The sequence below is a fragment of the Falsiroseomonas selenitidurans genome (genome assembly GCF_012103215.1).
GTDB lineage: Bacteria > Pseudomonadota > Alphaproteobacteria > Acetobacterales > Acetobacteraceae > Falsiroseomonas > Falsiroseomonas selenitidurans.
The window spans coordinates 37,415-57,168 of sequence record NZ_JAAVNE010000026.1; the positions used below are offsets into that span (position 1 = coordinate 37,415).

At 72.8% G+C, this 19,754-nt stretch carries 24 protein-coding genes; 15 read left to right on the top strand and 9 right to left on the bottom strand.

The annotated features are described in order from the left end of the window. Positions 1 to 165: 165 nt before the first annotated feature. Genes HEQ75_RS16150 through HEQ75_RS16165 form a run of 4 tightly spaced genes read right to left on the bottom strand, consistent with a single transcriptional unit; the run spans position 166 to position 1,744 of the window. Positions 166 to 528, bottom strand: a complete 363-nt coding sequence (locus HEQ75_RS16150; RefSeq protein ID WP_168032438.1) for a Rieske (2Fe-2S) protein — start codon at positions 526 to 528, stop codon at positions 166 to 168. After that, positions 525 to 1,013, bottom strand: a complete 489-nt coding sequence (locus tag HEQ75_RS16155; protein WP_168032440.1) for a GFA family protein — start codon at positions 1,011 to 1,013, stop codon at positions 525 to 527. Before HEQ75_RS16155 ends, HEQ75_RS16150 begins: the two co-directional genes overlap by 4 nt. A 3-nt stretch (positions 1,014 to 1,016) precedes the next feature. After that, the gene (locus HEQ75_RS16160; protein WP_168032448.1) at positions 1,017 to 1,454 is read right to left on the bottom strand and encodes an EVE domain-containing protein; all 438 of its coding nucleotides are present in this window, start codon (positions 1,452 to 1,454) and stop codon (positions 1,017 to 1,019) included. Then, complete coding sequence (locus HEQ75_RS16165; RefSeq protein ID WP_168032450.1) at positions 1,454 to 1,744, bottom strand: YciI family protein; 291 nt, start codon at positions 1,742 to 1,744, stop codon at positions 1,454 to 1,456. The genes HEQ75_RS16160 and HEQ75_RS16165 overlap by 1 nt, the downstream gene beginning before the upstream one ends. A gap of 164 nt (positions 1,745 to 1,908) precedes the next feature. Between HEQ75_RS16165 and HEQ75_RS16170 the strand changes: the two genes are divergently transcribed. From HEQ75_RS16170 to ccmI, 7 genes are read left to right on the top strand one after another with little or no spacing between them, the layout of a single operon-like run. Next, positions 1,909 to 2,673, top strand: coding sequence for a heme ABC transporter permease (locus tag HEQ75_RS16170; RefSeq protein WP_168032452.1), 765 nt, complete (start codon positions 1,909 to 1,911; stop codon positions 2,671 to 2,673). Between the two features lie 3 nt (positions 2,674 to 2,676). Further along, positions 2,677 to 2,823, top strand: coding sequence for a heme exporter protein CcmD (gene ccmD, locus HEQ75_RS16175; RefSeq protein WP_168032454.1), 147 nt, complete (start codon positions 2,677 to 2,679; stop codon positions 2,821 to 2,823). Continuing rightward, entirely contained in the window at positions 2,820 to 3,338 is a 519-nt protein-coding gene (gene ccmE, locus HEQ75_RS16180) for a cytochrome c maturation protein CcmE (RefSeq protein ID WP_168032456.1), read from the top strand. Before ccmD ends, ccmE begins: the two co-directional genes overlap by 4 nt. Then, positions 3,335 to 5,317, top strand: a complete 1,983-nt coding sequence (locus tag HEQ75_RS16185; RefSeq protein WP_168032458.1) for a heme lyase CcmF/NrfE family subunit — start codon at positions 3,335 to 3,337, stop codon at positions 5,315 to 5,317. Before ccmE ends, HEQ75_RS16185 begins: the two co-directional genes overlap by 4 nt. After that, the gene (locus tag HEQ75_RS16190; protein ID WP_168032460.1) at positions 5,314 to 5,880 is read left to right on the top strand and encodes a DsbE family thiol:disulfide interchange protein; all 567 of its coding nucleotides are present in this window, start codon (positions 5,314 to 5,316) and stop codon (positions 5,878 to 5,880) included. Before HEQ75_RS16185 ends, HEQ75_RS16190 begins: the two co-directional genes overlap by 4 nt. After that, a complete protein-coding gene (locus HEQ75_RS16195) occupies positions 5,880 to 6,353 on the top strand; it encodes a cytochrome c-type biogenesis protein (protein WP_168032462.1) in 474 nt (157 codons plus the stop codon). The genes HEQ75_RS16190 and HEQ75_RS16195 overlap by 1 nt, the downstream gene beginning before the upstream one ends. Next, a complete protein-coding gene (gene ccmI / locus HEQ75_RS16200) occupies positions 6,350 to 7,144 on the top strand; it encodes a c-type cytochrome biogenesis protein CcmI (protein ID WP_168032464.1) in 795 nt (264 codons plus the stop codon). The genes HEQ75_RS16195 and ccmI overlap by 4 nt, the downstream gene beginning before the upstream one ends. 39 nt (positions 7,145 to 7,183) lie before the next feature. Here the strand turns inward: ccmI and HEQ75_RS29195 are convergent, their stop codons facing one another. Next, positions 7,184 to 7,405, bottom strand: coding sequence for a DUF1674 domain-containing protein (locus HEQ75_RS29195; protein WP_168032529.1), 222 nt, complete (start codon positions 7,403 to 7,405; stop codon positions 7,184 to 7,186). A gap of 186 nt (positions 7,406 to 7,591) precedes the next feature. Between HEQ75_RS29195 and htpX the strand changes: the two genes are divergently transcribed. Together htpX and HEQ75_RS16215 are read left to right on the top strand one after the other, a co-directional pair. Continuing rightward, positions 7,592 to 8,536: a zinc metalloprotease HtpX gene (gene htpX / locus HEQ75_RS16210; RefSeq protein ID WP_168032466.1), complete on the top strand. Its 945-nt coding sequence runs from the start codon at positions 7,592 to 7,594 to the stop codon at positions 8,534 to 8,536. A gap of 71 nt (positions 8,537 to 8,607) precedes the next feature. Then, positions 8,608 to 8,943 (top strand): hypothetical protein, encoded by a 336-nt coding sequence (locus HEQ75_RS16215; RefSeq protein WP_168032468.1) that lies wholly within the window; start codon positions 8,608 to 8,610, stop codon positions 8,941 to 8,943. 154 nt (positions 8,944 to 9,097) lie between these two features. Here HEQ75_RS16215 and HEQ75_RS16220 read toward each other — a convergent pair whose 3' ends face one another. Next, positions 9,098 to 9,703 carry a DedA family protein gene (locus tag HEQ75_RS16220; protein ID WP_168032470.1) on the bottom strand — a complete coding sequence of 202 codons (606 nt, stop codon included), beginning with the start codon at positions 9,701 to 9,703 and terminating at the stop codon, positions 9,098 to 9,100. Further along, a complete protein-coding gene (locus HEQ75_RS16225) occupies positions 9,700 to 11,379 on the bottom strand; it encodes a glycosyltransferase family 39 protein (protein ID WP_168032472.1) in 1,680 nt (559 codons plus the stop codon). Before HEQ75_RS16225 ends, HEQ75_RS16220 begins: the two co-directional genes overlap by 4 nt. 49 nt (positions 11,380 to 11,428) lie before the next feature. Between HEQ75_RS16225 and HEQ75_RS16230 the strand changes: the two genes are divergently transcribed. From HEQ75_RS16230 to HEQ75_RS16255, 6 genes are all read left to right on the top strand, one after another. Next, positions 11,429 to 12,745 carry an RsmB/NOP family class I SAM-dependent RNA methyltransferase gene (locus HEQ75_RS16230; RefSeq protein ID WP_168032474.1) on the top strand — a complete coding sequence of 439 codons (1,317 nt, stop codon included), beginning with the start codon at positions 11,429 to 11,431 and terminating at the stop codon, positions 12,743 to 12,745. A gap of 87 nt (positions 12,746 to 12,832) precedes the next feature. Next, positions 12,833 to 13,300, top strand: a complete 468-nt coding sequence (locus HEQ75_RS16235; protein ID WP_168032477.1) for an Lrp/AsnC family transcriptional regulator — start codon at positions 12,833 to 12,835, stop codon at positions 13,298 to 13,300. Between the two features lie 153 nt (positions 13,301 to 13,453). Further along, on the top strand, positions 13,454 to 14,122 hold the full coding sequence (gene rpe / locus HEQ75_RS16240; RefSeq protein ID WP_168032479.1) for a ribulose-phosphate 3-epimerase: 669 nt from the start codon (positions 13,454 to 13,456) through the stop codon (positions 14,120 to 14,122). Further along, positions 14,119 to 15,804, top strand: a complete 1,686-nt coding sequence (locus HEQ75_RS16245) for a heparinase II/III family protein (protein WP_209318603.1) — start codon at positions 14,119 to 14,121, stop codon at positions 15,802 to 15,804. The genes rpe and HEQ75_RS16245 overlap by 4 nt, the downstream gene beginning before the upstream one ends. 182 nt (positions 15,805 to 15,986) lie before the next feature. Further along, complete coding sequence (locus HEQ75_RS16250) at positions 15,987 to 17,114, top strand: glycosyltransferase family 4 protein (RefSeq protein ID WP_168032534.1); 1,128 nt, start codon at positions 15,987 to 15,989, stop codon at positions 17,112 to 17,114. Between the two features lie 50 nt (positions 17,115 to 17,164). Continuing rightward, positions 17,165 to 18,058 carry a hypothetical protein gene (locus HEQ75_RS16255; protein ID WP_209318604.1) on the top strand — a complete coding sequence of 298 codons (894 nt, stop codon included), beginning with the start codon at positions 17,165 to 17,167 and terminating at the stop codon, positions 18,056 to 18,058. 146 nt (positions 18,059 to 18,204) lie between these two features. Here HEQ75_RS16255 and HEQ75_RS16260 read toward each other — a convergent pair whose 3' ends face one another. After that, the gene (locus HEQ75_RS16260; protein WP_168032481.1) at positions 18,205 to 18,552 is read right to left on the bottom strand and encodes a hypothetical protein; all 348 of its coding nucleotides are present in this window, start codon (positions 18,550 to 18,552) and stop codon (positions 18,205 to 18,207) included. 150 nt (positions 18,553 to 18,702) lie between these two features. After that, on the bottom strand, positions 18,703 to 19,347 hold the full coding sequence (locus HEQ75_RS16265) for a hypothetical protein (protein ID WP_168032483.1): 645 nt from the start codon (positions 19,345 to 19,347) through the stop codon (positions 18,703 to 18,705). Positions 19,348 to 19,754: the final 407 nt, after the last annotated feature.

Below are 19,754 nucleotides of genomic sequence, written 5' to 3' on the forward strand. Positions count from 1 at the left end.
CGGCACCTGGGCGACGGGACGGGGTGGTGCGCTAGCCTCGGCTTGTTCATGGAAATATTTTCCATGAAGGCCGGAATTTCAGTCAATCAGAAGATTTATTTTCTCTCATCCCGCCTGTCAGGCAGGAAGAGCGCGCGAGGCCGCGGCGGTGCGGGCAGTGCCCTGCTACAGCCCGGCATCCCCAGGCACGATCACACGCCCCTGTTCATCCACCCGCGCCGGCACCGCCTCCAGGCTCTCGCCATAGCAGGGGCCGGAGGTGCAGAGCCCGTCCTCGATGCGGAATCGGGCGCCATGGGCGGCGCAGATGATGGCGCTGCGCTTCGCGTCCAGGAAACGGTCCGGCGCCGGGTCCAGCGGCAGGCCGATATGCGGGCAGGAATTCACATAGACGAAGACCTGCGCCCCGCGCCGGATCGCGAACAGGCCGGTGAAGGCGCCGGCCGCCGGGGCGAAGCCGCGGCTCTCGCCGTCCGGAATCTCCTCCAGCTGGCACAGCACCCGCTCGGCGGCATCAGCCTCGCTCATGTCTGCTCCAGCCCCAGCCTGGCATGCCATGCGGCGATGCTTTCCCTTGGATAGTCACGGTGCCGCCGGTCGCCCTCCGCCAGGCAGGGCTCCACCCAATCGGCCTTGGAGCCCAGCATCAGGTGGGTGTGTTCCGGCGGCACCGGCAGCCTGGTGTCGATGGCGGAGGCGAAGGGATGCACCAGCGCCGGCCAGCGCGGGTCGAAAAGCCACAGCGCGCTGCCGCATTCGCCGCAGAAATGCCGCTGGCCCGGGCTTTTCCGGGATCGCCGGCCGGCCTCCCGCAGCACCGCCCGGTAGATCCTCAGATGCTTTGCCCCGCGGATCTTCAGCGTCGCCGCATCGCCCGAGAGGTTGATGGCATAGCCGCCGCCCCCCTGCGTCTTGCGGCAGATCGAGCAATAGCAGCGCTGGTAGGGGTAGGGGTGCGCGCTCTCGCACCGGAACCCCACCTTGCCGCAATGGCAGGACCCTTCCAGCCGCATCCCCTACTTCCCCTTCCAGCCGCCCAATTGACAGAGCTTCTTCCAGTGCTCGGCCGAGACCGGCATCACCGAAAGCCGCGACATCCGGACCAGGGCGAGGTCGGCGAAGTCGGGGTCCGCCTTGATCTCGGCCAGCGTCACCGGCTTCGGCATCGGCCCCACCGCCTTCATGTCGACGCAGACCCACTCCCCCTTTGTGCCCGGCTCCACCGTCGGGTCGGGGTAGGCCTCGCGCGCCACCGCCACCACGCCAACGATCTCCTTGCCCTCGTTGGAATGGTAGAAGAAGGACAGGTCGCCGGTCCGCATGGCCTTGAGGTTGGCCTTGGCCATGTGGTTGCGCACGCCGGTCCAGGGCTCGGTGCCGTTGGCCACCTGCTGGTCCCAGGAAAAGGCGTCCGGTTCCGACTTCACCAGCCAGTACTGGCGGGCTGGCGCCATCACACCATCGCCCCGTCCTTGAACACCATGCGGAAGGGCCGCACCTGCACGGTCTCGAACAGCCCGGCCAGGGCATAGGGGTCGCCGGCGGCGAAGGCCTCGGCGGCGGCCTGGTCGGCGGCCTCCACCACGAACAGGCTGCCGCAGGGCTTGCCCTCCGCGTCCAGCACCGGGCCCACCACGACGAAATCCGCCATCCTGGACTTCAGGTATTCCAGATGCGTCGGCCGGGTGGCCAGGCGCAGTTCGAGGGAATTCGGCTTGTCGGTGCAGGTGATGGCGAACAGCATGGACGGCTCCCGTGGTTGCGGCGGTGATAAAGGGACGTAACGCCCCCAGGCTCCGGCTTCAATCCGGCGCGAAGCCGCCTTACTCTAGGGGCGTGGACGCCAGACCCAGCACGCCCCGAGAACCGGGCCCGCCCGCCGCCGCCCCGCCAGCGGGCGCGCGGTCCTTGCATCGCTTTGCCAATCCCGGCCGCTTCCTGCGGCTGGCCGGGGCCGTCCTGCCCTGGCTGTGGGCCACGGCCCTGGCCGTGACCGCCTGGGGCACCGCCTGGGCCCTGCTCTACGCCCCAGCGGACTGGCAGCAGGGCGAGACGGTGCGGATCATGTATGTGCACGTGCCGATGGCCTGGCTGGCCATGGGGGGCTATCTCGGCCTCGGCATCCTCTCCGTGATGTCCTTGATCTGGCGGCATCCGCTGGCGGATCTGGCGGCGCGGGAACTGGCCCCGGTGGGCGCCGCCGTCACCGCGCTGTGCCTGGCCACCGGCAGCCTGTGGGGCAAGCCGATGTGGGGCACCTGGTGGGTGTGGGATGCGCGGCTGACCAGCGTGCTGGTGCTGTTCTTCCTGTGGCTGGGCCATGCCGCGCTGGTGCGCGCCTTCGACGAGACGGAACGCGGCGCCCGCGCCGGGGCCATCCTGGCCCTGGTCGGGCTGGTGAACCTGCCGGTGGTGAAGTTTTCCGTCGATTGGTGGAACACGCTGCACCAGCCGGCTTCCGTCACCCGCCTGGACGCGCCGGGGATGCATGTGGACATGCTGTACCCGCTGCTGGTCTGCGCCATCGGCTTTTCCCTGCTGTTCGGCGCCATTGTCCTGGCACGGACCCGCAGCGCGGTGATGGAACGCCGCATCCGCGCGCTGGAAATGGCGCGCGCCCGCCGTGCCGACCGGCCGCTGGCCGCCGCGCCCGCAACCCTCGCCGGGGATTGATCCATGACAACGCATTGGGTCCACATCACCCTATCCTGGGCCGGCACGCTGGCGATCTTCGCCGGGCTCGCCATCTCTGCCGTGCTGCGCCAGCGCCAGGCGGCGGCGACACTGCAACGGCTGGACCCGCGGGGCGGGAAGGACACATGACCCGGAAACGCCGCCGCCTCTGGATCCTGCTGCTCTGCGGCCTTGGCGTCGGCAGCGCGACGGCGCTGACGCTGACCGCCTTCCAGGACAACATCGTCTTCTTCCGCTCCCCCTCCGACATCCTGGCCGAGCGCCCGGCGCCGGAACGCTCCTTCCGCCTGGGCGGGCTGGTGGAAGCCGGCAGCGTGGAGCGCGAGCAGGTGGCCGATGGCGCGCGCCCCAGCGTGCGCTTCCGCGTCACCGATGGCGCCAACACCATCCCGGTGGTCTACCAGGGCGTGCTGCCGGACCTGTTCCGGGAAGGCCAGGGCGTCGTCACCGCCGGCCGCTACGGGCTGGACGGCACCTTCCGCGCGACGGAGGTGCTGGCCCGGCACGACGAGACCTACATGCCGCCCGAAGTGGCGGACGCGCTGAAGCGGTCCGGCCATTGGCAGCCCGAACAGGGCGCCGCGCCGCCGGCGGCCAGCTGGAACACGCTCTCCCCGCCCCGCAGCCCGGCCAGCGGCTCATGATCGCGGAGCTGGGCCATTTCGCCCTGGCGCTGGCCCTGGTTCTGGCCCTGGCGCAGACCATCCTGCCGCTGCTGGGGGCGGAGCTGCGCAACGGCCGGATGATGGCCACCGCCGCACCGCTGGCGCTCGGCCAATGCCTGGCGCTGGCCAGCGCCTTTCTCTGCCTGATGTATGCCTATGCGATCAACGACACGACGGTGGCGAACGTCGTGCAGAACAGCCATTCCGCCAAGCCGATGCTCTACAAGATCACCGGCACCTGGGGGAACCATGAGGGGTCGCTGATCCTCTGGGTCATGATCCTGGGGATCTGCGGCGCGGCCGTCTCCACCTTCGGGCGGGACCTGCCGACGGCCTTGCGGGCGCGGGTGCTCGGCGTGCTGGGGCTGATTTCCGTGGGCTTCCTGGCCTTCACCATCCGCACCTCCAACCCGTTCCAGCGGATCTGGCCGCCGGCGCCGGATGGGCAGGGGCTGAACCCGATCCTGCAGGATATCGGGCTGGCGATGCACCCGCCGCTGCTCTACCTCGGCTATGTCGGCTATGCCGTGACCTTCGCCTTCGCCATCGCCGCGCTGATCGAGGGGCGGGTGGATGCCGCCTGGGGCCGCTGGGTGCGGCCCTGGTCACTGGCTGCCTGGTCCTTCCTGACGCTCGGCATCGCGCTGGGGTCCTGGTGGGCCTATTACGAGCTGGGCTGGGGCGGCTACTGGTTCTGGGACCCGGTCGAGAACGCCTCGCTGCTGCCCTGGCTGATCGGCACCGCGCTGCTGCATTCCGCCATCGTGGTGGAGAAGCGGGAGGCGCTGAAGACCTGGACCATCCTGCTGGCGATCATCGCCTTCGGCATGTCCCTCCTCGGCACCTTCCTGGTGCGCTCGGGCGTGCTGAACAGCGTGCATTCCTTCGCCAACGACCCGGAGCGCGGGCTGTTCATCCTCGGCCTGCTGATGTTCTACCTGGCGGGCGCCTTCCTGCTGTTCGCCTTTCGCGCACGGGCCATGATCCCGACCGGCATCTTCGCGCCGGTGTCGCGCGAAGGCGCCATCGTGCTGAACAACCTGCTGGTCTGCTGCATCACCGCGGTGGTCTTCGTCGGCACGCTGTGGCCGCTGTTCGCGGATGCGCTGTTCGGCACCAAGGTCTCCGTCGGGCCGCCCTTCTTCAATTCCGCCAGCTTCCCGCTGGTGGTGCCGCTGCTGCTGGCGATGGCGGCCGGGCCGCTGATGCCGTGGAAGCGGGCGCAGTTCATGCCCGTGGTGATGAAGCTGTGGTGGGTGGCGGTGATCGGCTTCGCCGCCTTCTTCGTGGCGCTGCTGGCCTCGGGCCAGAAGGTGCTGCCGGCCGTGGGCTTCGCCTTCGCCGCCTGGGTCATCGGCGCCGCCTTCGCCGATATCGCCGACCGCACCGCGCTGTTCCGCACCAACCTGGGCAATGCCTGGAACCGGGCGAAGGGCCTGCCGCGCGCGGCCTGGGGGGCGGCCATCGCCCATGCCGGCATCGGCATCACCGCCGCGGGCATCGCCGGCATGGGGCTGGCGCAGGAACGCCTGGCCTCCCTCGCCCCCGGCCAGTCCACCACCCTCGCCGGCTATGAATGGCGGCTGGAGGAGGTGCGGGACGAGGTCGGGCCGAACTGGACCGCGCGCCGCGCCACCATCACCCTGCTGCGGGACGGGGCGGTGGTGCGGGTGATGCGCCCGGCGCGGCGCTTCTTCCCCCTCGCCCGGCAGAACACCACCGAGGTCGCCATCCACACCAACCTGATCGCCGACCTCTACGCCGTGATCGGGGAGGAGGACGCCGCCAGCGGCCGCGCCGTCATCCGCCTGCACTACAATTTCCTCGCCCCCTGGATCTGGCTCGGCGCCGGGATCATGGCGCTGGGCGGCGGCCTGTCCCTGGCCGACCGGCGGGTGCGCGTTTCCGCCCCGAACCGCGCCACCGCCCGCGCCACGACGGGGCCGAGGCCGGCATGACCCCGCTTTCCCGTCGCCTGCTGCTGGCCGCGCCCTTCGCCGCCGCCGCGCTCGGCGGCGCCGGCTTCTACACCGCGCTGCAACGGCAGCGGACCGGCGCCTACAACCCGCGCGGCGTTCCTTCCGCGCTGATCGGCCAGGCGCCGCCGGCCTTCGACCTGCCGCCGGTGCCCGAGAGCGGGGTGGAGCCCTTCGCCGCCGCCGATCTGCGCGGCCTGGGCCAGCCCGCGCTGGTGAATTTCTGGGCCAGCTGGTGCGTGCCCTGCGTCATCGAGCATCCCCAGCTGATGGCGCTGTCCCGCCAGGGGGTGCCGGTGTTCGGCATCGCCTACAAGGACAAGCCGGCCGACAGCCTCACCTTCCTCCGCCGCCACGGCAACCCGTTCCGCCGCCTGGCGCAGGATGTGCCGGGAAGGGTGGCGATCGACTGGGGCGTCTACGGCGTGCCGGAAAGCTACCTGCTGGACGCCCAGGGCATCATCCGCTGGCGCTATGCCGGCCCGATCACGCCCGAGGTGCTGGAGCAGGATCTGCGCATCCTGCTGGCGCGGCACGCCGCCTGATGCGCCGCGCCCTGATCCTTCTGCTGCTGCTGCTGGCGCCGCTCAGCGCCCTGGCGCTGTCCAGCCCCGCCGACATGCTGCCCGATCCGGCGCAGGAGGAACGCGCCCGCGCCCTGGGGCGCGAAATCCGCTGCATGGTCTGCCAGAACCAGTCGATCGAGGACAGCGAGGTGGGCCTGGCGCGCGACCTGCGGCTGCTGGTGCGCGAACGCATCGCCGCCGGCGCCAGCGACGCGGAGGTGAAGTCCTTCCTGCATGCCCGCTACGGCGATTTCGTGCTGCTGCGCCCGCCCTTCGCCTGGAACACGCTGATCCTGTGGGCGACGCCCGTGCTGGCCCTGCTCGGCGGCTTCGGGCTCATCTGGCTGTCCCGCCGCAAGGCCGTGCAGCCCACCCCGCCGGCGCCGCTGACGGCAGAGGAACAGCGCCGGCTGGCGGAACTCGAACGGGTCGGGGGCGGGACACAGGCGTGATCTGGCTGTTGCTCGGCGGCCTTGCCGCCCTGGCCCTGGCGCCGCTCGCCTGGGCCCTGCTGCGCCCCGCCCGGTTGCGCGGCCGTACGGAGGCCGATCTCGCGATCTACCGCGCCCAGCTGGCGGAGCTGGACCGGGAGCGCGAGGCGGGACGGCTGGAGGCGGCACAGCACGAGGCCGCGCGGCTGGAGGTGCAGCGCCGCATCCTGGCCGCGCCGCAGGATGCGGATATCGCGGGCGGCCGCGGCACGCCGGCGCTGCTCGCCGCCCTGCTGTTCCTGCTGCCTGCCGCCGGCCTGGCGCTGTACCTGGTGCGCGGCGTGCCGGACATGCCCTCCGCCCCCCACGCCGAGCGCCAGCGCCTGGCCGAGGCCGAGGACCGGATGATGGAGACGCTGCGCGCCCGCGTCGCCGCCATGGACCCGGCCACGGACCTGGCGCGGCAGGGGCTGATCCTGCTCGGCAATGCGGAACGCAGCCGCGGCAACATGGCGGAGGCCGCCGCCGCCTGGCGGCGCGCGTTGCAGGCCCGCTTCGACGCGTCGCTTGCCGGCGACCTGGCCGAGGTGGAGATCGAGCGTGGCGAGACCGATGCCGCCGCCGCCCTCATCGCCCGCGCCTTGGGCAGCGCGCCGCAGGAGCCCCGGCTGCGCTTCCTGGCCGGGTTGGCGGAGGCCCGCGCCGGAAGGGCGGATAATGCGCGGCGCACCTGGCAAGCGCTGCTGGCGGAAGCCCCGCCGGACGCGCCCTGGCGCCCGGTGGTCGAGACCCAGCTGCGCGCCCTGCCCTGATGGTCCGCCGGCCGGCCGCCCCGGCGGCGGCCCTCGGCTTCAGAAGTCGCTGACCCGGCCCTTCTGCTCCCAATCGCCATAGCGCGTCGGCTCCGGCCCCTTGGGGCCGCCGATCTCGGGCGGCAGGGCCATGCGCATCGGCTTCTCGGAGGGCGGGTCGCCCACCGGCGGCTGTTGCGGGTCACCGGGCAGCGGCGGCTCATTGTCCGGCGGCGGCTGGATCGGCGGCGGCTCCGGCGCCGGCGGCTGGCCCGGTGGCATGCCGGGCGGGTCGTGCGGCGGCAGCGGCACCTGCTGGGCGCCGATCCCCGGAGGGGATGTGATCGCGGGTGTCATGCCCCGACCCTCGTGATTCGCGTTGCTCATGCCCCACATGTAGGTCGTTCCCCTGGCGCTGCGGAGAGGTCAACGCCGCAGCACGGCGCCGGATTGCGGAAAGGAGGACCAATGGGCGGGTATCTGCGGACGGCGGTTCTGCTGGCAGGGCTGACGGCCCTCTTCGTCGGCGTCGGCTTCATGATCGGCGGGCAGCAGGGCATGGCGATCGCCTTCCTGGTCGCCTGCGGCATGAACCTGTTCGCCTGGTGGAACAGCGACCGCATGGTGCTGCGCCTGCACAATGCGCAGCCGATCGGCCCCGGCGACGCGCCGCGCCTGTTCCAGCTGACCCAGGCCCTGGCCAACCGTGCCGGCCTGCCGATGCCGGCGCTGTATGTGATCCATGAGGACCAGCCCAACGCCTTCGCCACCGGCCGCAGCCCGGACCGCGCCGCGGTGGCGGTGAACACCGGCCTGCTGGACATGATGCCGGAGCGGGAGGTGGCGGGCGTCATCGCGCATGAGCTGGCGCACATCAAGAACCGCGACACCCTGATCATGACCATGACGGCGACCATCGCCGGCGCCATCGGCATGCTGGCGCAGTTCGGCTTCCTGTTCGGCCGCGGCGACAACCGGCAGAACCCCTTCGGGATGATCGGCACCATCCTGATGATCGTGCTGGCGCCGCTGGCCGCCATGGTGGTGCAGATGGCGATCAGCCGGTCGCGGGAATATGAGGCGGACCGCATCGGCGCCGAGATCGCCGGGGACCCGGAAGGCCTGGCGGCCGCCCTGCTGCGGCTGGAAGCCTACAAGGAGGGCCGGGTGAACCTGACGGCGGAGGCCAATCCGGCGACCGCGCACATGTTCATCATCAACCCGCTCTCCGGCCAGCGGATGGATGGTCTGTTCTCCACCCATCCGCGGACGGAAAACCGGGTGGCGGCGTTGCGCGCGCTGCGCGGCCCGGCGCAGGCACCGTCCGGCCCGCCGCTGCGCGCCCCGGCGCCGGGGCCGTGGTCGCAGCAGCGCCAGCCTTCCCGCACGCCGCGCCGCAACCCCTGGGCCTGACAGGGCCGCTTCCGCCGTCCCGCAACCGCCCGCACCAGCCGCGCGTTTCGCGCGGATAGGAGGAGGTTGCGATGCGTCGCTGCGAAGGGCTGCCGGGGATGGTGCGATTCCTGCTGTGCCAGACGGCCATCGGCTTCGGCCTGGCGGCCCTGGCGATGGCTTTCCTGCTGGCCGCCGATCCGAATGAGGCGCGGGCGCTGCTGCTGCGCGGCGCCGGCCATTGGTGGCCGGGTGCGCTGCTGTGGCTGTTCCTCGGCCTCACCTTCTCGGCCGTGCAGATCGGCGTGGCGCTGGCGCTGCTGGACGGCGCGTCACCGCCGCCGCGCCGCGGCCCCCCGGTGCCGGCGTGGTTGCCGGGCCTTGTGCCGGCCCGCGCCAAGGCCCGGCGCCCGGGGGCGAAAAACTAGGGGACAGTTGGGGCCGGGATGCGGCCGGCGAGGGATTTTTGGTGCTGGGCAGGAAGACAGCGCAGCCGATGGCTATCCATCGGCGAGCATGGCTGACGCACCCGGCGCGGAAAAGCACCGCCGGACGCGCCCGCAGCCCAAGAGTCCACAGGCCCTAGCCCTTCCGCCGGCCTCGGGTGGACCAGATGTGCCAGAGATAGGTACCGATGATGCCGGCGATGACCACGTAGCTCAGCGGCTCCAGCCAGCCCTCGATCTGGTCGTACTGGTCTTCCAGGAAGTAGCCCGCGAAGGTCAGGAAAGCGGTCCACACCGTGCTGCCCAGGGCTGTGTACAGGTAGAAGACGTGGCGCGGGATGCGGATCAGCCCGGCGGGGATGGAGATGATGGTGCGGATGCCCGGCAGCAGCCGGCCGAAGGACAGCGCCACCGGCCCGTATTTCTCCAGCGTCCGCTCCGCCTTGCGCATGTCGTCCTCGCTGACCGCGAACCAGCGGCCGTAGCGCCCGACCAGCGGCCGGATCCGGTCGGCGCCGATGGCGCGAGAGAGTTCGTACCAGAAGACATTGCCCAGCAGCGTCCCGACGATGCCGGCGAACAGCGCCAGCCCCAGCGACATCTCGCCTCGCGCCGCGGCGAAGCCGGCCAGCGGCATGATCACCTCCGACGGGATCGGCGGGAACAGGTTCTCCAGGAACATCAGCGCCATGACGCCGGGCCAGCCGCCGGCGGCGACCACGCCTGTCACCCATTCGATCATCGGTTCGTCCCGTACAGCGTGATCGCGACCCTGCGGCCGCGGGAATAGTTGAAGCCGGTCACCTGGCCATGGGCCGCCGGCACCAGGCCGAGCCGCGCCGCCTCCGCCAGGAAGGTGGCGCCGTCGCGGTCGGAAACGGCGGCGAGGCGTCCGGGTTCGTCGGCCAGGAATGCCGCCGCCGCCACGCCGTCGCGCAGCAGCCTTATGTCGCCGCCCAGCGCGAACAGCAGGGACGGCTCGTGGTAACCGGCGACGCCGAAGCGCGCGGTGGGCAGGCCGGGCGCGGTGGCGCGCACCAGCGCCGCCAGGCGGGGCGAAATCCAGGGCGCCTCCAGCCGCGGCAGCACCAGGCCCAGGGCGGTCGCCTGGATCGGCACCGCCAGCAGCACCGCCGCCAGGGCGGCGCGGGCCGGCAGCCCCTGGCGCAGCAGCGCCAGCACGGCCCAGATGAACAGCGCGGCGGCCGGCAGCGCCAGCAGCGCCAGCGGATCCACCGCGCCATCCGCCAGGACCGGCAGGAGGGCGGCGGCCAGCGCCAGCCCGGCGGCGGCGGCCACCGCGCCGAAGCCGGACAGCCGGGCAAGCCAGCGCGGCGGCGCCCGGCGCAGCGGGTCCAGCGCCCAGGCGGCGGCCAGCAGCATCAGCGCCGGGTAGGCCGGCATCACGTAATGCGGCAGCTTGGTGGTCACCGCCTCGAACATCAGCCAGACCGGCACGGCCCAGGCCAGCAGGAAGCGCGTGCCGGGCTGCAGCCGGTCCGCCCAGACCCCCGGCGCGGCGCGCAGCACCAGGAAGGCAGCGGGGAAGGCGGCCAGGCCGAAGCTCAGCAGGTAGTAGCCGGGCGGGCCCCAATGGTTCTCATCCGCCCCGCCCACCTTGCCCAGCATGTCGCCGCCCAGCGCTTCCGTGATGAAGCGGCCTTCGGTGGCGATGGTGACGGCGATGAACCAGGGCGCGGCGGCCAGCACCATCAGGGGCACGCCCCAGCCCGGGCGCAGCGCGCGCAGCCAGGGCGCGCCGGTCTTCCAGGCGCGGTCGGCGGCCGCCAGCGTGATGCCGGCCAGCAGCGGCACCAGCGGCCCGATCGGCCCCTTCAGCAGCACGGAACCGCCGAGCACCAGCCAGAAGGCGGCCGCCTGCCCGGCGCCGAACTGCGCCGGCGTCAGCCAGGCGCGGCCCATCAGCCCCATGGCGACGACGATGGTCCCCAGCAGCGCTGCGTCGGTCTTGGCGATATGCGTCTCCACGCCGAGGACGAAGCAGCCGGCCAGCATGGCGGCGCCGAGGAAGGCGGCGCGGCGCCCGACCAGGGCGCGACCGAAATGCGCCGTCGCCAGCACCGCCGCCAGCGCGCCGAGCAGCGAGGGGACGCGGTAGGGCCAGATGTCGTCGCGGCTGCCGATCCGCAGCGCCTCCGCCGCCTGCACCGCGGCGGCCTGCGCCCAGTGGATGCCGGCAGGCTTCTTGTTGCGCTCCACCTCGCCGAAGCGGATGCGGACGTAATCGCCGGTCTGCACCATCTGCCGCGTTGCCTGGGCGAAGCGGCTTTCGTCGCGATCACCGGCCGGCAGCGTGGCGAAGCCCGGCAGCCACAGCAGCGCGCACAGCAGGACGAGCCAGGGAAGCGGTCGCCGCGTCTCCGGCAGCCGATCGAGGAAGTCGGAGAGCGCCTGCATGGCGCCGCCCCTAGCATGGCCGGTCGCGGGCGGCCATAAACCCGGCCTCATGCCCCCCACAAATCCCCCGGCCACCAAGCGGGTGACCGCCCGTCCGCCCAATGCCCGCGCCAACCGCGCCGGCCCGCCGCCCGGCACGCGCTCCGCCGCGCTGGCGCTGCTCGCCGCCGTCTTCGACCGCCACCGGCCGTTGGAAGAAGCGCTGGACCAGCTGCCCGCCGCGCTCGATCCGCGCGACCGCGCCGCGGCGCATCGCCTGGCCGCCGCCGTGCTGCGCCATGCCGGCAGCCTGGATGCGGTGCTGGAGCCGCATCTGCGGCGCCAGCCGCCGCCCGTGGTGCGCGCCGCGCTCCGCATGGGGGCGGCGGAGCTGCTGCATCTCGGCACCCCCGCCCACGCCGCGGTCGACGCCACCGTGGCCGTGGTGCCGCGCCCCTTCGCGGGCCTGGTGAATGCCGTGCTGCGCAAGGTGGCGACGGAGGGTGCGGCAGCGCTGGCCGCGCTGGATGCGGAACGGCTGGACACGCCGCCCTGGCTCTGGTCCGCCTGGCACGCCGCCTATGGCCCGGCGGTGCGTGGCATCGCCCGCGCGCATCGGCTGCCCGTGCCGCTCGACATCACCCTGGCCCCCGGCGCCACGCCGCCTGAAGGCGCGGAGCAGTTGCCGACGGGGTCCTGGCGCCTGCCGGAAGGCACGCGGGTGACGGACCTGCCCGGCTTCGCGGAGGGCGCCTTCTGGGTGCAGGACGCCGCCGCCGCCCTGCCCGCGCGGCTGCTGGGCGTCCGGCCGGGGGAGCGTGTGGCCGATCTCTGCGCCGCGCCCGGCGGCAAGACCGCGCAGCTCGCCGCCGCCGGCGGCATCGTCACCGCGGTGGAGCGGGAGCCGAAGCGCGCGGCACGGCTGCGGGAGAACCTGGCCCGGCTGCACCTGGCGGTGGGGGTGGTGGAGGCCGATGCCGCGACCTGGATGCCGGAGGAAGCCGGCTTCGACGCCGTGCTGCTGGACGCCCCCTGCTCCGCCACCGGCATCATCCGCCGCCACCCGGACATCCCGCATCTGAAGCGGCCGAAGGACATCGCCCCGCTGGTGGAGGCACAGGCCCGGCTGCTGGCCCAGGCGGCGCGGCTGCTGCGCCCCGGCGGGCGGCTGGTGCTGGCCACCTGTTCCCTGCAGCCGGAGGAAGGCGAGGCGCATCTGGCGCGGGCCGCGACCTTCGGCCTGGCGCCGGACCCGATCGCGCCCACCGAGCTGCCCGGGCTGCGCACCGCCCTGATGCGCGGCGGCACCCTGCGCACCCGGCCCGACATGTGGGAGGAGAAGGGCGGCATCGACGGCTTCTTCGCCGCGCGCTTTCGCAAGCTCTGAGGAAGATTATTCCCTGCCCCGCGGGCCTGGCTTCGTGGCGGAGAGGATCGTGCTACAGATCCTGGTGAAACAGGGAAGATTCCCGAGATGGCCGCTGCCGAATTGGACCGTATCGACCGCGAGATCCTGCGCCTCATCATGCAGGATTCCGCCCGCTCCCTCGCCGAGATCGCGCAGGAGGTGGGGCTGACGCCGACGCCTTGCTGGAAGCGCATCCGGCGGATGGAGGAAGCGGGCGTCATCACCGGCCGTGTCGCGCTGGTGGACCCGGCGCGCGTCGGCCTGCCGATCTCGGTCTTCGTCGCGGTGGAGACCGGCGACCATTCCGGCGCATGGATCGCCCGGTTCGCGGAGGCCGTCTCAAGCCTGCCGGAGATCGTCGAATGCTGGCGGCTGGGCGGCGACGTGGATTATCTGCTGCGCGTCGTGGTGCCGGACATGGCCGGCTACGACGCCTTCTACCGACGCTTCGTCGCCGCCGTGCCGGCGCTGCGCAAGGTGACCGGCCGCTTCGCCATGGAACGGGTGAAGTCCACCACCGCCCTGCCCATCTGAAGGTCGCCGGGTGGTGCCGCGGCCGGCGCCGCCCGGGTTCCGGGAAAGCCGCCTGACCCCAGGCCAGAGCCCGGCCCGGCCGCGTTCAACCCTGCCGTTATTGCGACGGGGCCGGTTCCCCCGCGCCACCGCGAAGGCTAGAACCGACCGGACATGCCCGCACCCATCCGCATCGCCCCCTCCCTCCTCGCCGCCGATTTCGCCCGCCTGGGCGCGGAGGTCGCCGCCATCGAGGCGGCCGGCGCGGACTGGCTGCACCTCGACATCATGGATGGGCATTTCGTGCCCAACATCTCCTTCGGCCCCGGGCTGGTGAAGGCGCTGCGGCGGCAGAGCGGGATGTTCTTCGACGTGCACCTGATGATCGCCCCGGCCGATCCCTATCTGGCCGCCTTCGCGGAGGCCGGGGCGGATTTGATCAGCCTGCACCCGGAAGCCGGGCCGCATCTCCACCGGTCGCTGCAGACCATCCGTGCGCTGGGCAAGCAGGCCGGCGTGGTGCTGAACCCTGCCACGCCGGTGGAAGCCGTGGCGCCGGTGATCGACCTTTGCGACCTGGTGCTGGTGATGTCGGTGAATCCCGGCTTCGGCGGCCAGTCCTTCATCCGCAGCCAGCTGGCGAAGATCGCCGCGCTGCGGGCGATGATCGATGCCTCCGGCCGTGCCATCGCGCTGGAGGTGGATGGCGGCGTGACGGCGGCGACGGCACCGGACTGCCTGGCGGCGGGGGCGGATGTGCTCGTGGCCGGCACCGCGGTGTTCGGCGCGCCCGACTACGCCGCGGCCATCGCCGGACTGCGCGGGGGGGGAAGCAGCGCATGATCGGGGGGGTTCTGCGCGGCGCCCGCCGCATCCTGGCCAACCTCAAGCCGATCAAGGTGCCGGAGGGCCCGGCGCGCTCCTTCCGCGATCTCTGGCCGGGCGATGCGGCGCGCGGCGCCCGGCTGCTGCGCGGCGAGTTCGAGGCGCATGGCACCACGCGCCCGCTGCGGCCGCAGGAAGTGGAAGGCGGGCCGTCGCGGCATGACTGGACCCCCGCCCAGCCCGGCGGCACCGGCACCTGGTACGCCGCCGCCCATGCCTTCGCCTGGCTGCGCGACCTGCGCGCGCTGGGCACCGACGCCGCCCGGCTGCGCGGCCGGGCGCTGGCCGCCGACTGGCTGCTGAACGGGGCGTCGGACCCGCTGGCGGAAGCCCCCGAGGTGGCCGGCGCCCGCATCTCCGCCTGGCTCGGCCATTGGGACTTCCTGGCCGCGACGGCGGAGGATGATTTCCGCCGCCAACTGATGCAGCGGCTGGCGCAGGATGCGCGCAGCGTCGTCGCCGGCCTGCCGGCCGAGGCGCTGCACCGCGGCGCGCTGGTGGCGCTGAAGGGCGGCATGGCCGGCGCCGTGGCGCTGGAGGAGGAAACCTGGCTGGCGCGCTGCGTCCGCTTCCTGCCGCAGGAGCTCGAACGGCAGTTCCGCGCCGATGGCGGGCATGTGGAGCGCAGCCCGGGCGTGCAGCTTTCGGCGCTGCAGGACCTGATCGAGATCCGCAACCTGCTGCACGGCGCAGGCGTGGAGGCGCCGCCGCAACTGGCCGCGACGCTGGACCGCGCCGCCCCGGCGCTGCGCCTGATGCGCCATGCCGATGGCGGGCTGTCGCTGTTCAACGGCACGCGGGACGAAGCGGCGTCCTTCATCGACCTGGTGCTGACCCAGGGCCAGTCGCGCGGCCGCGCGCCCAGCCTCCTGCCGGAGACCGGCTTCCACCGCCTGGCCGCCAGCCGCACCCTGGTGCTGATGGATTGCGGCGCCCCGCCGGCGGCGCGGCGCGACGCCGCCCCGGGCGGCCTGCCACGCGGCGCCGACCGCAACGCCCATGCCGGCACCCTGTCCTTCGAGGTCTCGGTGGGCCGGGAACGCCTGATCGTCAATTGCGGCGCCGCCCCGGCGGCGGAGGGCGAATGGCGCGACGCGATGCGCGCCACCGCGGCCCATTCCACCCTGGTGCTGGCCGATACCAACTCCTCCGAATTGCGGCCGGAAGGGCTTGGCCGGCGGGTGGAGACGGTGACCACGGACCGCTTCGAGGAGGAGGGCAAGCTGTGGCTGGACGGCACCCATGATGGCTGGGTGAAGCAGTTCGGCCTGCGCCACCGCCGCCGCCTGTTCCTGTCCGAATCCGGTGACAGCCTGATCGGCGAGGACGTGCTGGAGGCAGTGCGCGACACCACGCTGCCCGGCTTCACCGTGCGCTTCCACCTGCACCCGACGGTGACCGCCAGCCTGCAGCAGGACGAACAGGGCGCGCTGCTGCGCCTGCCGTCGGGCGTCGGCTGGCGCCTGCGCGCGGGGCGGGAGGTGCGGGTGGCAATCGAAGAGAGCATCTATCTCGGCGGCGAACCGCGGCGCAGCCAGCAGGTGGCGCTGCATCTGGAAGCCGGGGCCACCGGCGTGAACTGGGCGCTGAGCCGGATCGGCGTGCCCGCCCCCACGGCGCCGGAGCCGCAGCCCGAGTGATGCCGGATCCCACGGGCCGGAACCCGCGCCCGCCGAGGGCGGGCAAGCGGCGGAACGGCCGCCGCGCCCCATGGCGCCTGGCCATGCCGGCGGATGCCGGCGCCGGCGATTGAGGCGGTGGTCGGCCACGATCACCGGGATCTGGCATGAGCGGGCCGGCTGCGGGCGCACCGCCGCGTGCCCTGAAGATCCTGCAGGTCACCAACATCGACTTCGCCCTGCTGCACTTCATCTCTCCCCTGATGCGCGCGCTCCGCGCCCGGGGGCATGAGGTGCAGGGCGCCTGCGCCGAGGGCCCGCTACTGGCCGGGCCGCGGGCGGAGGGCTTCCGCATCCACCCCATCCCCTTCGCCCGCAGCCTGAACCCGCTGCCGCAGGCGCGCGCGCTGGCGGCGCTGGTGGCGCTGATGCGGGCGGAGAAGCCGGACCTCGTGCACGCCCACATGCCGATCAGCGGCCTGCTGGCGCGCAGCGCCGCGCGCATCGCCGGGGTGCCGCGCATCGCCTATACCGGCCATGGTTTCCTGTTCAACCAGCCCGGCCCCTGGTGGCGCCGGCGGCTGGCGCTCGGCCTGGAACGCGCCGCCGGCCGCATCACCCACACCTACCTGACCGTCAGCGCCGAGGAAGCCGGGGATGCCAGGCGGCTCGGCATCCATCCACACCCCGTGGCGGTGCTGAACGGCCGCGACCCCGCCCGCTTCCACCCGGACCCCGCCGCCCGCGCCCGTCTGCGCGCGGCGCTGGGCGCGGCCGCGGGGGATTGCGTGGTGATCGCCATCTCCCGCCTCGTCCGCCACAAGGGTTTTGTGGAGTTGCTGGAGGCGATGGCCTGCACACCGCCGAACTGCGTGCTGTGGGTGGCCGGGGAACGCCTCGCCAGCGACCATGGGGAGGACCTCACGCCGCATTTCCAGCGCGCCGCGGCGCTGCTCGGCCGGCGGCTGGTGATGCTGGGCTACCGCACTGACGTGCCGGCGCTCCTCGCCGCGGCGGATGTCTTCACCCTGCCGTCCCATTTCGAGGGGCTGCCGATGTCGATCATCGAGGCGATGCTGACCGGCCTGCCGGTGGTCGCCACCGACATCCGCGGCCCGCGCGAACAGGTGGTGCCGGGGGAGACCGGGCTGCTGGTGCCGCCGATGCAGGGGCCGCCGCTGGCCGCGGCGCTGTCCCGCCTGGCCACCGATCCGGCGCTGCGCCAGGCCATGGGCGCAGCCGGGCTGGCCCGGGCGCTGGCGCATTTCGACGAGGCGCGGGTTCTCGGCAACACCGTGGCCCTTCTGGAAGCCGGCGCGCCAAGCCCCTGAACTTTCGGCGCCGTCGCGACGTTGGCGCGGCGTCTCCGGAGGTCCAGATCATGCAGCAGAGCACCACCCCCCTGACCGCGACGGACAAGCTGCCGTCCCGCGTCTCCTGGGGCGCCATCCTGTCCGGCGGCCTCGTCGCCGTGACGGTGGGCACCATGTTCAACATCCTGGGCGCCGCGATCGGCGCCAGCACCATCGACCCGATCTTCGCCGGCGGGACGCCGGATGCCGGCACCTTCGGGATCGCCGGCGGCATCTGGCTGCTGCTGGCCAGCCTGCTGGGCCTGGCCTGCGGCGGCTATGTGGCGGCGCGGCTATCCGGTACGGCGGACGATACCGACGGCGTGCTGCACGGGCTGTCGGTCTGGGCCATCGCCTTCCTCGTCTCCGCGCTGATGCTGGGCAATCTGGTGGCCGGCACGGCGCGCGGCGTCGGCGCGGCGGCACAGGGCATCGGCTCCGCCGTGGCGGGCGCCGCCGGCACGGCCGGGGAGGCCGCCAGCCGGCTGGTGCCGGAAATCGGCGACCCGGAGGCGCTGGTGGAGCGGCTGCAGGCCGGCCTGCAATCCGGCGGCGACCCGGCGGCGCTGAACGAGGACCAGCGGCGGGCGGAGATCACCCGCCTGGTGACGCAGCGCGCCACCCAGGGCGCGCTGGCGCCGGCGGAACGCGAGCGGCTGACCACGCTGGCCGCGGCCGAGTTCGACATCGCGCCGGCGCAGGCGGAACAGCGCATCGCGGCGCTGGAGGCCGAGGCGCAGCGCCTGCTGGACCAGGCCGAGAGGCGGGCGCGGGAGGCCGCCGACGCGGCGGCGAATGCGGCGGCGGTGGCGGCCTATTGGGCGTTCGCGGCCATGGCGCTGGGTGCGGCCGCCGCCGTGCTGGGCGCCAAGGTGGGCACGCGCAAGACCATCCTGCTGGCCGGTCGCCGCGCCTATAGCTGAGGATCCGGAAGAAGGAGACCGGGCAGGACCCGTCCCCCGGGATTCCTACCGCGTCCCCCCGGGAGGGGCCTGCGCCCGCCGAAGGCGGGCGGGCGGCCAGGCCGGCGATCCAGGCGGTGATCGGTCCCGATCACCAGGATCTGGCGTCAATGGCCGCGGGACACCGCGGCCTTGGGCGCACCGCGCCCGCCAAGCCGGCGGATGCCGCCGCTGAGCAGGAACAGCAGCACGCCGAGCGCCAGAAGCCCGGCGCTGTAGAGCAGGGTGCCGGTCAGGCCTTCGCCCACCAGGCGCGGCCCCGGGCCGCCAAAGAAGCCCATCATCAGGGCGATCAGCAGCCCGAAGATGCCGAGGGTGAGCGCGACCAGCGCCGCACCATCGGCCAGCGTGCCGACCAGGGCGGCGAAGCCGGAACGCGTGGTTTCCTGGTTCTCCTGCAGGAAGCGGAAGAACAGGTAGAGGAAGACGGCCACGATGACGATCCAGAACCACATGACAGCCACCCTTCTCGACACGGCGCCCGATCGCGCGGGGCGCCGTGCATTTGCATCAGGCGTGGCGCCGTATGCAAGCGCCGTCCATGCCGGCGTGGGTTTTGGCCTCGATGAGCACGAACCGGGGGTGCAGACGGGACGAAGCCAGGATCAGCGCCATCCCACGGCGCGGTTGGTGCAGTTCTCGATGGCGACCAGGACATTCCGCACCGACGTGCCGAGGTTCCAGTGGTAGCGGGTGGAGGCGGCCTGGACCATCAGGGGGCCGCGGAAATCCATCATGCGCTCGACAGTCTGCAGGTCGAGCGCCCGCCAGGCCCTGCCGCCCTGGTTGCCCTGGGCATTGGCGACATGGTTGCCCGAGCCCGTGGAGTTGACCGAGATCCGGAGCGGTTGGCCGCGCTGCACAACCACCTGCGGAATGCTGAGCCCATACTCCCGCTGGGCGGTGAAGGCGATGCGCAGCATGTTGCGGTTGCTGTCGAAGAAGGCGGCCGAGCAGCGATGGAAGCGCCCATTTTCGAAGATCCGGATGACATCGCCGGAGCCGATGCGCCCCGCTGGCTCCTGCCGGTATTGCGCCTGCGCCGGCGGTGCCCAGACGCCGGCGGCCAGCGCCAAAGCAGCCACGCCATAGGCGAGCGCCTTGCCGGATCTTGCCGCATCCTGCGCGATGCCCCCGGGTGTCTTGCGAAGGGCCAGCCGGCGACGCGGCCAGCCCGGAAGCCGCCGGGACAGGGATGTCGAAGGAATGGCGGGGGCGATCCGGATGGGGGTGTGCAGGCGAGCAGCCATCATTTCAATCTCCCGCCCGAGGCGCGGTTGGTGCAATGCTGAGCGGCCACCAGCACAGGCTCGGCGGAGGCTCCGAGATGCCATGCGTCGCGGGGGCTCTGTGTCCGCAGGATCAGGGGGCCGCGGAACGCCATCAGGCGACGCGCCGTGCCGGCGGGCGGCCATGGCGCCCATCGGCCCTGCCGAAGACGGCGCGGGAGGCATGGGGCCTGGACCGGCTGGCGGTGACCGCGATGATCGGCAGTTGGCTCGGCCGAAGGGCGGTGGCGGCAATGCCGGGCCGGTCATGCCCAGCCGCACCCGGCGATCCGCCCGCGCGCGAGGTGGCGACCAGCGAAGCTGAACCGATGCGCGCCGGGACAGGACCCCGGCGCTTGTCCGATCTTGCCGTGCTGACCAAACCTGCC

Bases quoted from the DNA above. Each gene is read 5' to 3' on its own strand.
- HEQ75_RS16230 (WP_168032474.1), top strand. From the start codon at position 11,429: ATGCCCCCCACAAATCCCCCGGCCACCAAGCGGGTGACCGCCCGTCCG.
- HEQ75_RS16185 (WP_168032458.1), top strand. From the start codon at position 3,335: ATGATCGCGGAGCTGGGCCATTTCGCCCTGGCGCTGGCCCTGGTTCTG.
- HEQ75_RS16160 (WP_168032448.1), bottom strand. From the start codon at position 1,454: ATGGCGCCAGCCCGCCAGTACTGGCTGGTGAAGTCGGAACCGGACGCC.
- HEQ75_RS16225 (WP_168032472.1), bottom strand. From the start codon at position 11,379: ATGCAGGCGCTCTCCGACTTCCTCGATCGGCTGCCGGAGACGCGGCGA.
- ccmE (WP_168032456.1), top strand. From the start codon at position 2,820: ATGACCCGGAAACGCCGCCGCCTCTGGATCCTGCTGCTCTGCGGCCTT.
- HEQ75_RS16195 (WP_168032462.1), top strand. From the start codon at position 5,880: ATGCGCCGCGCCCTGATCCTTCTGCTGCTGCTGCTGGCGCCGCTCAGC.
- HEQ75_RS16165 (WP_168032450.1), bottom strand. From the start codon at position 1,744: ATGCTGTTCGCCATCACCTGCACCGACAAGCCGAATTCCCTCGAACTG.
- HEQ75_RS16245 (WP_209318603.1), top strand. From the start codon at position 14,119: ATGATCGGGGGGGTTCTGCGCGGCGCCCGCCGCATCCTGGCCAACCTC.
- HEQ75_RS16220 (WP_168032470.1), bottom strand. From the start codon at position 9,703: ATGATCGAATGGGTGACAGGCGTGGTCGCCGCCGGCGGCTGGCCCGGC.
- rpe (WP_168032479.1), top strand. From the start codon at position 13,454: ATGCCCGCACCCATCCGCATCGCCCCCTCCCTCCTCGCCGCCGATTTC.
- HEQ75_RS16260 (WP_168032481.1), bottom strand. From the start codon at position 18,552: ATGTGGTTCTGGATCGTCATCGTGGCCGTCTTCCTCTACCTGTTCTTC.
- HEQ75_RS16265 (WP_168032483.1), bottom strand. From the start codon at position 19,347: ATGGCTGCTCGCCTGCACACCCCCATCCGGATCGCCCCCGCCATTCCT.
- ccmD (WP_168032454.1), top strand. From the start codon at position 2,677: ATGACAACGCATTGGGTCCACATCACCCTATCCTGGGCCGGCACGCTG.
- HEQ75_RS16155 (WP_168032440.1), bottom strand. From the start codon at position 1,013: ATGCGGCTGGAAGGGTCCTGCCATTGCGGCAAGGTGGGGTTCCGGTGC.
- htpX (WP_168032466.1), top strand. From the start codon at position 7,592: ATGGGCGGGTATCTGCGGACGGCGGTTCTGCTGGCAGGGCTGACGGCC.
- HEQ75_RS16235 (WP_168032477.1), top strand. From the start codon at position 12,833: ATGGCCGCTGCCGAATTGGACCGTATCGACCGCGAGATCCTGCGCCTC.
- HEQ75_RS16255 (WP_209318604.1), top strand. From the start codon at position 17,165: ATGCAGCAGAGCACCACCCCCCTGACCGCGACGGACAAGCTGCCGTCC.
- HEQ75_RS16190 (WP_168032460.1), top strand. From the start codon at position 5,314: ATGACCCCGCTTTCCCGTCGCCTGCTGCTGGCCGCGCCCTTCGCCGCC.
- HEQ75_RS29195 (WP_168032529.1), bottom strand. From the start codon at position 7,405: ATGCCACCGGGCCAGCCGCCGGCGCCGGAGCCGCCGCCGATCCAGCCG.
- HEQ75_RS16150 (WP_168032438.1), bottom strand. From the start codon at position 528: ATGAGCGAGGCTGATGCCGCCGAGCGGGTGCTGTGCCAGCTGGAGGAG.
- HEQ75_RS16215 (WP_168032468.1), top strand. From the start codon at position 8,608: ATGCGTCGCTGCGAAGGGCTGCCGGGGATGGTGCGATTCCTGCTGTGC.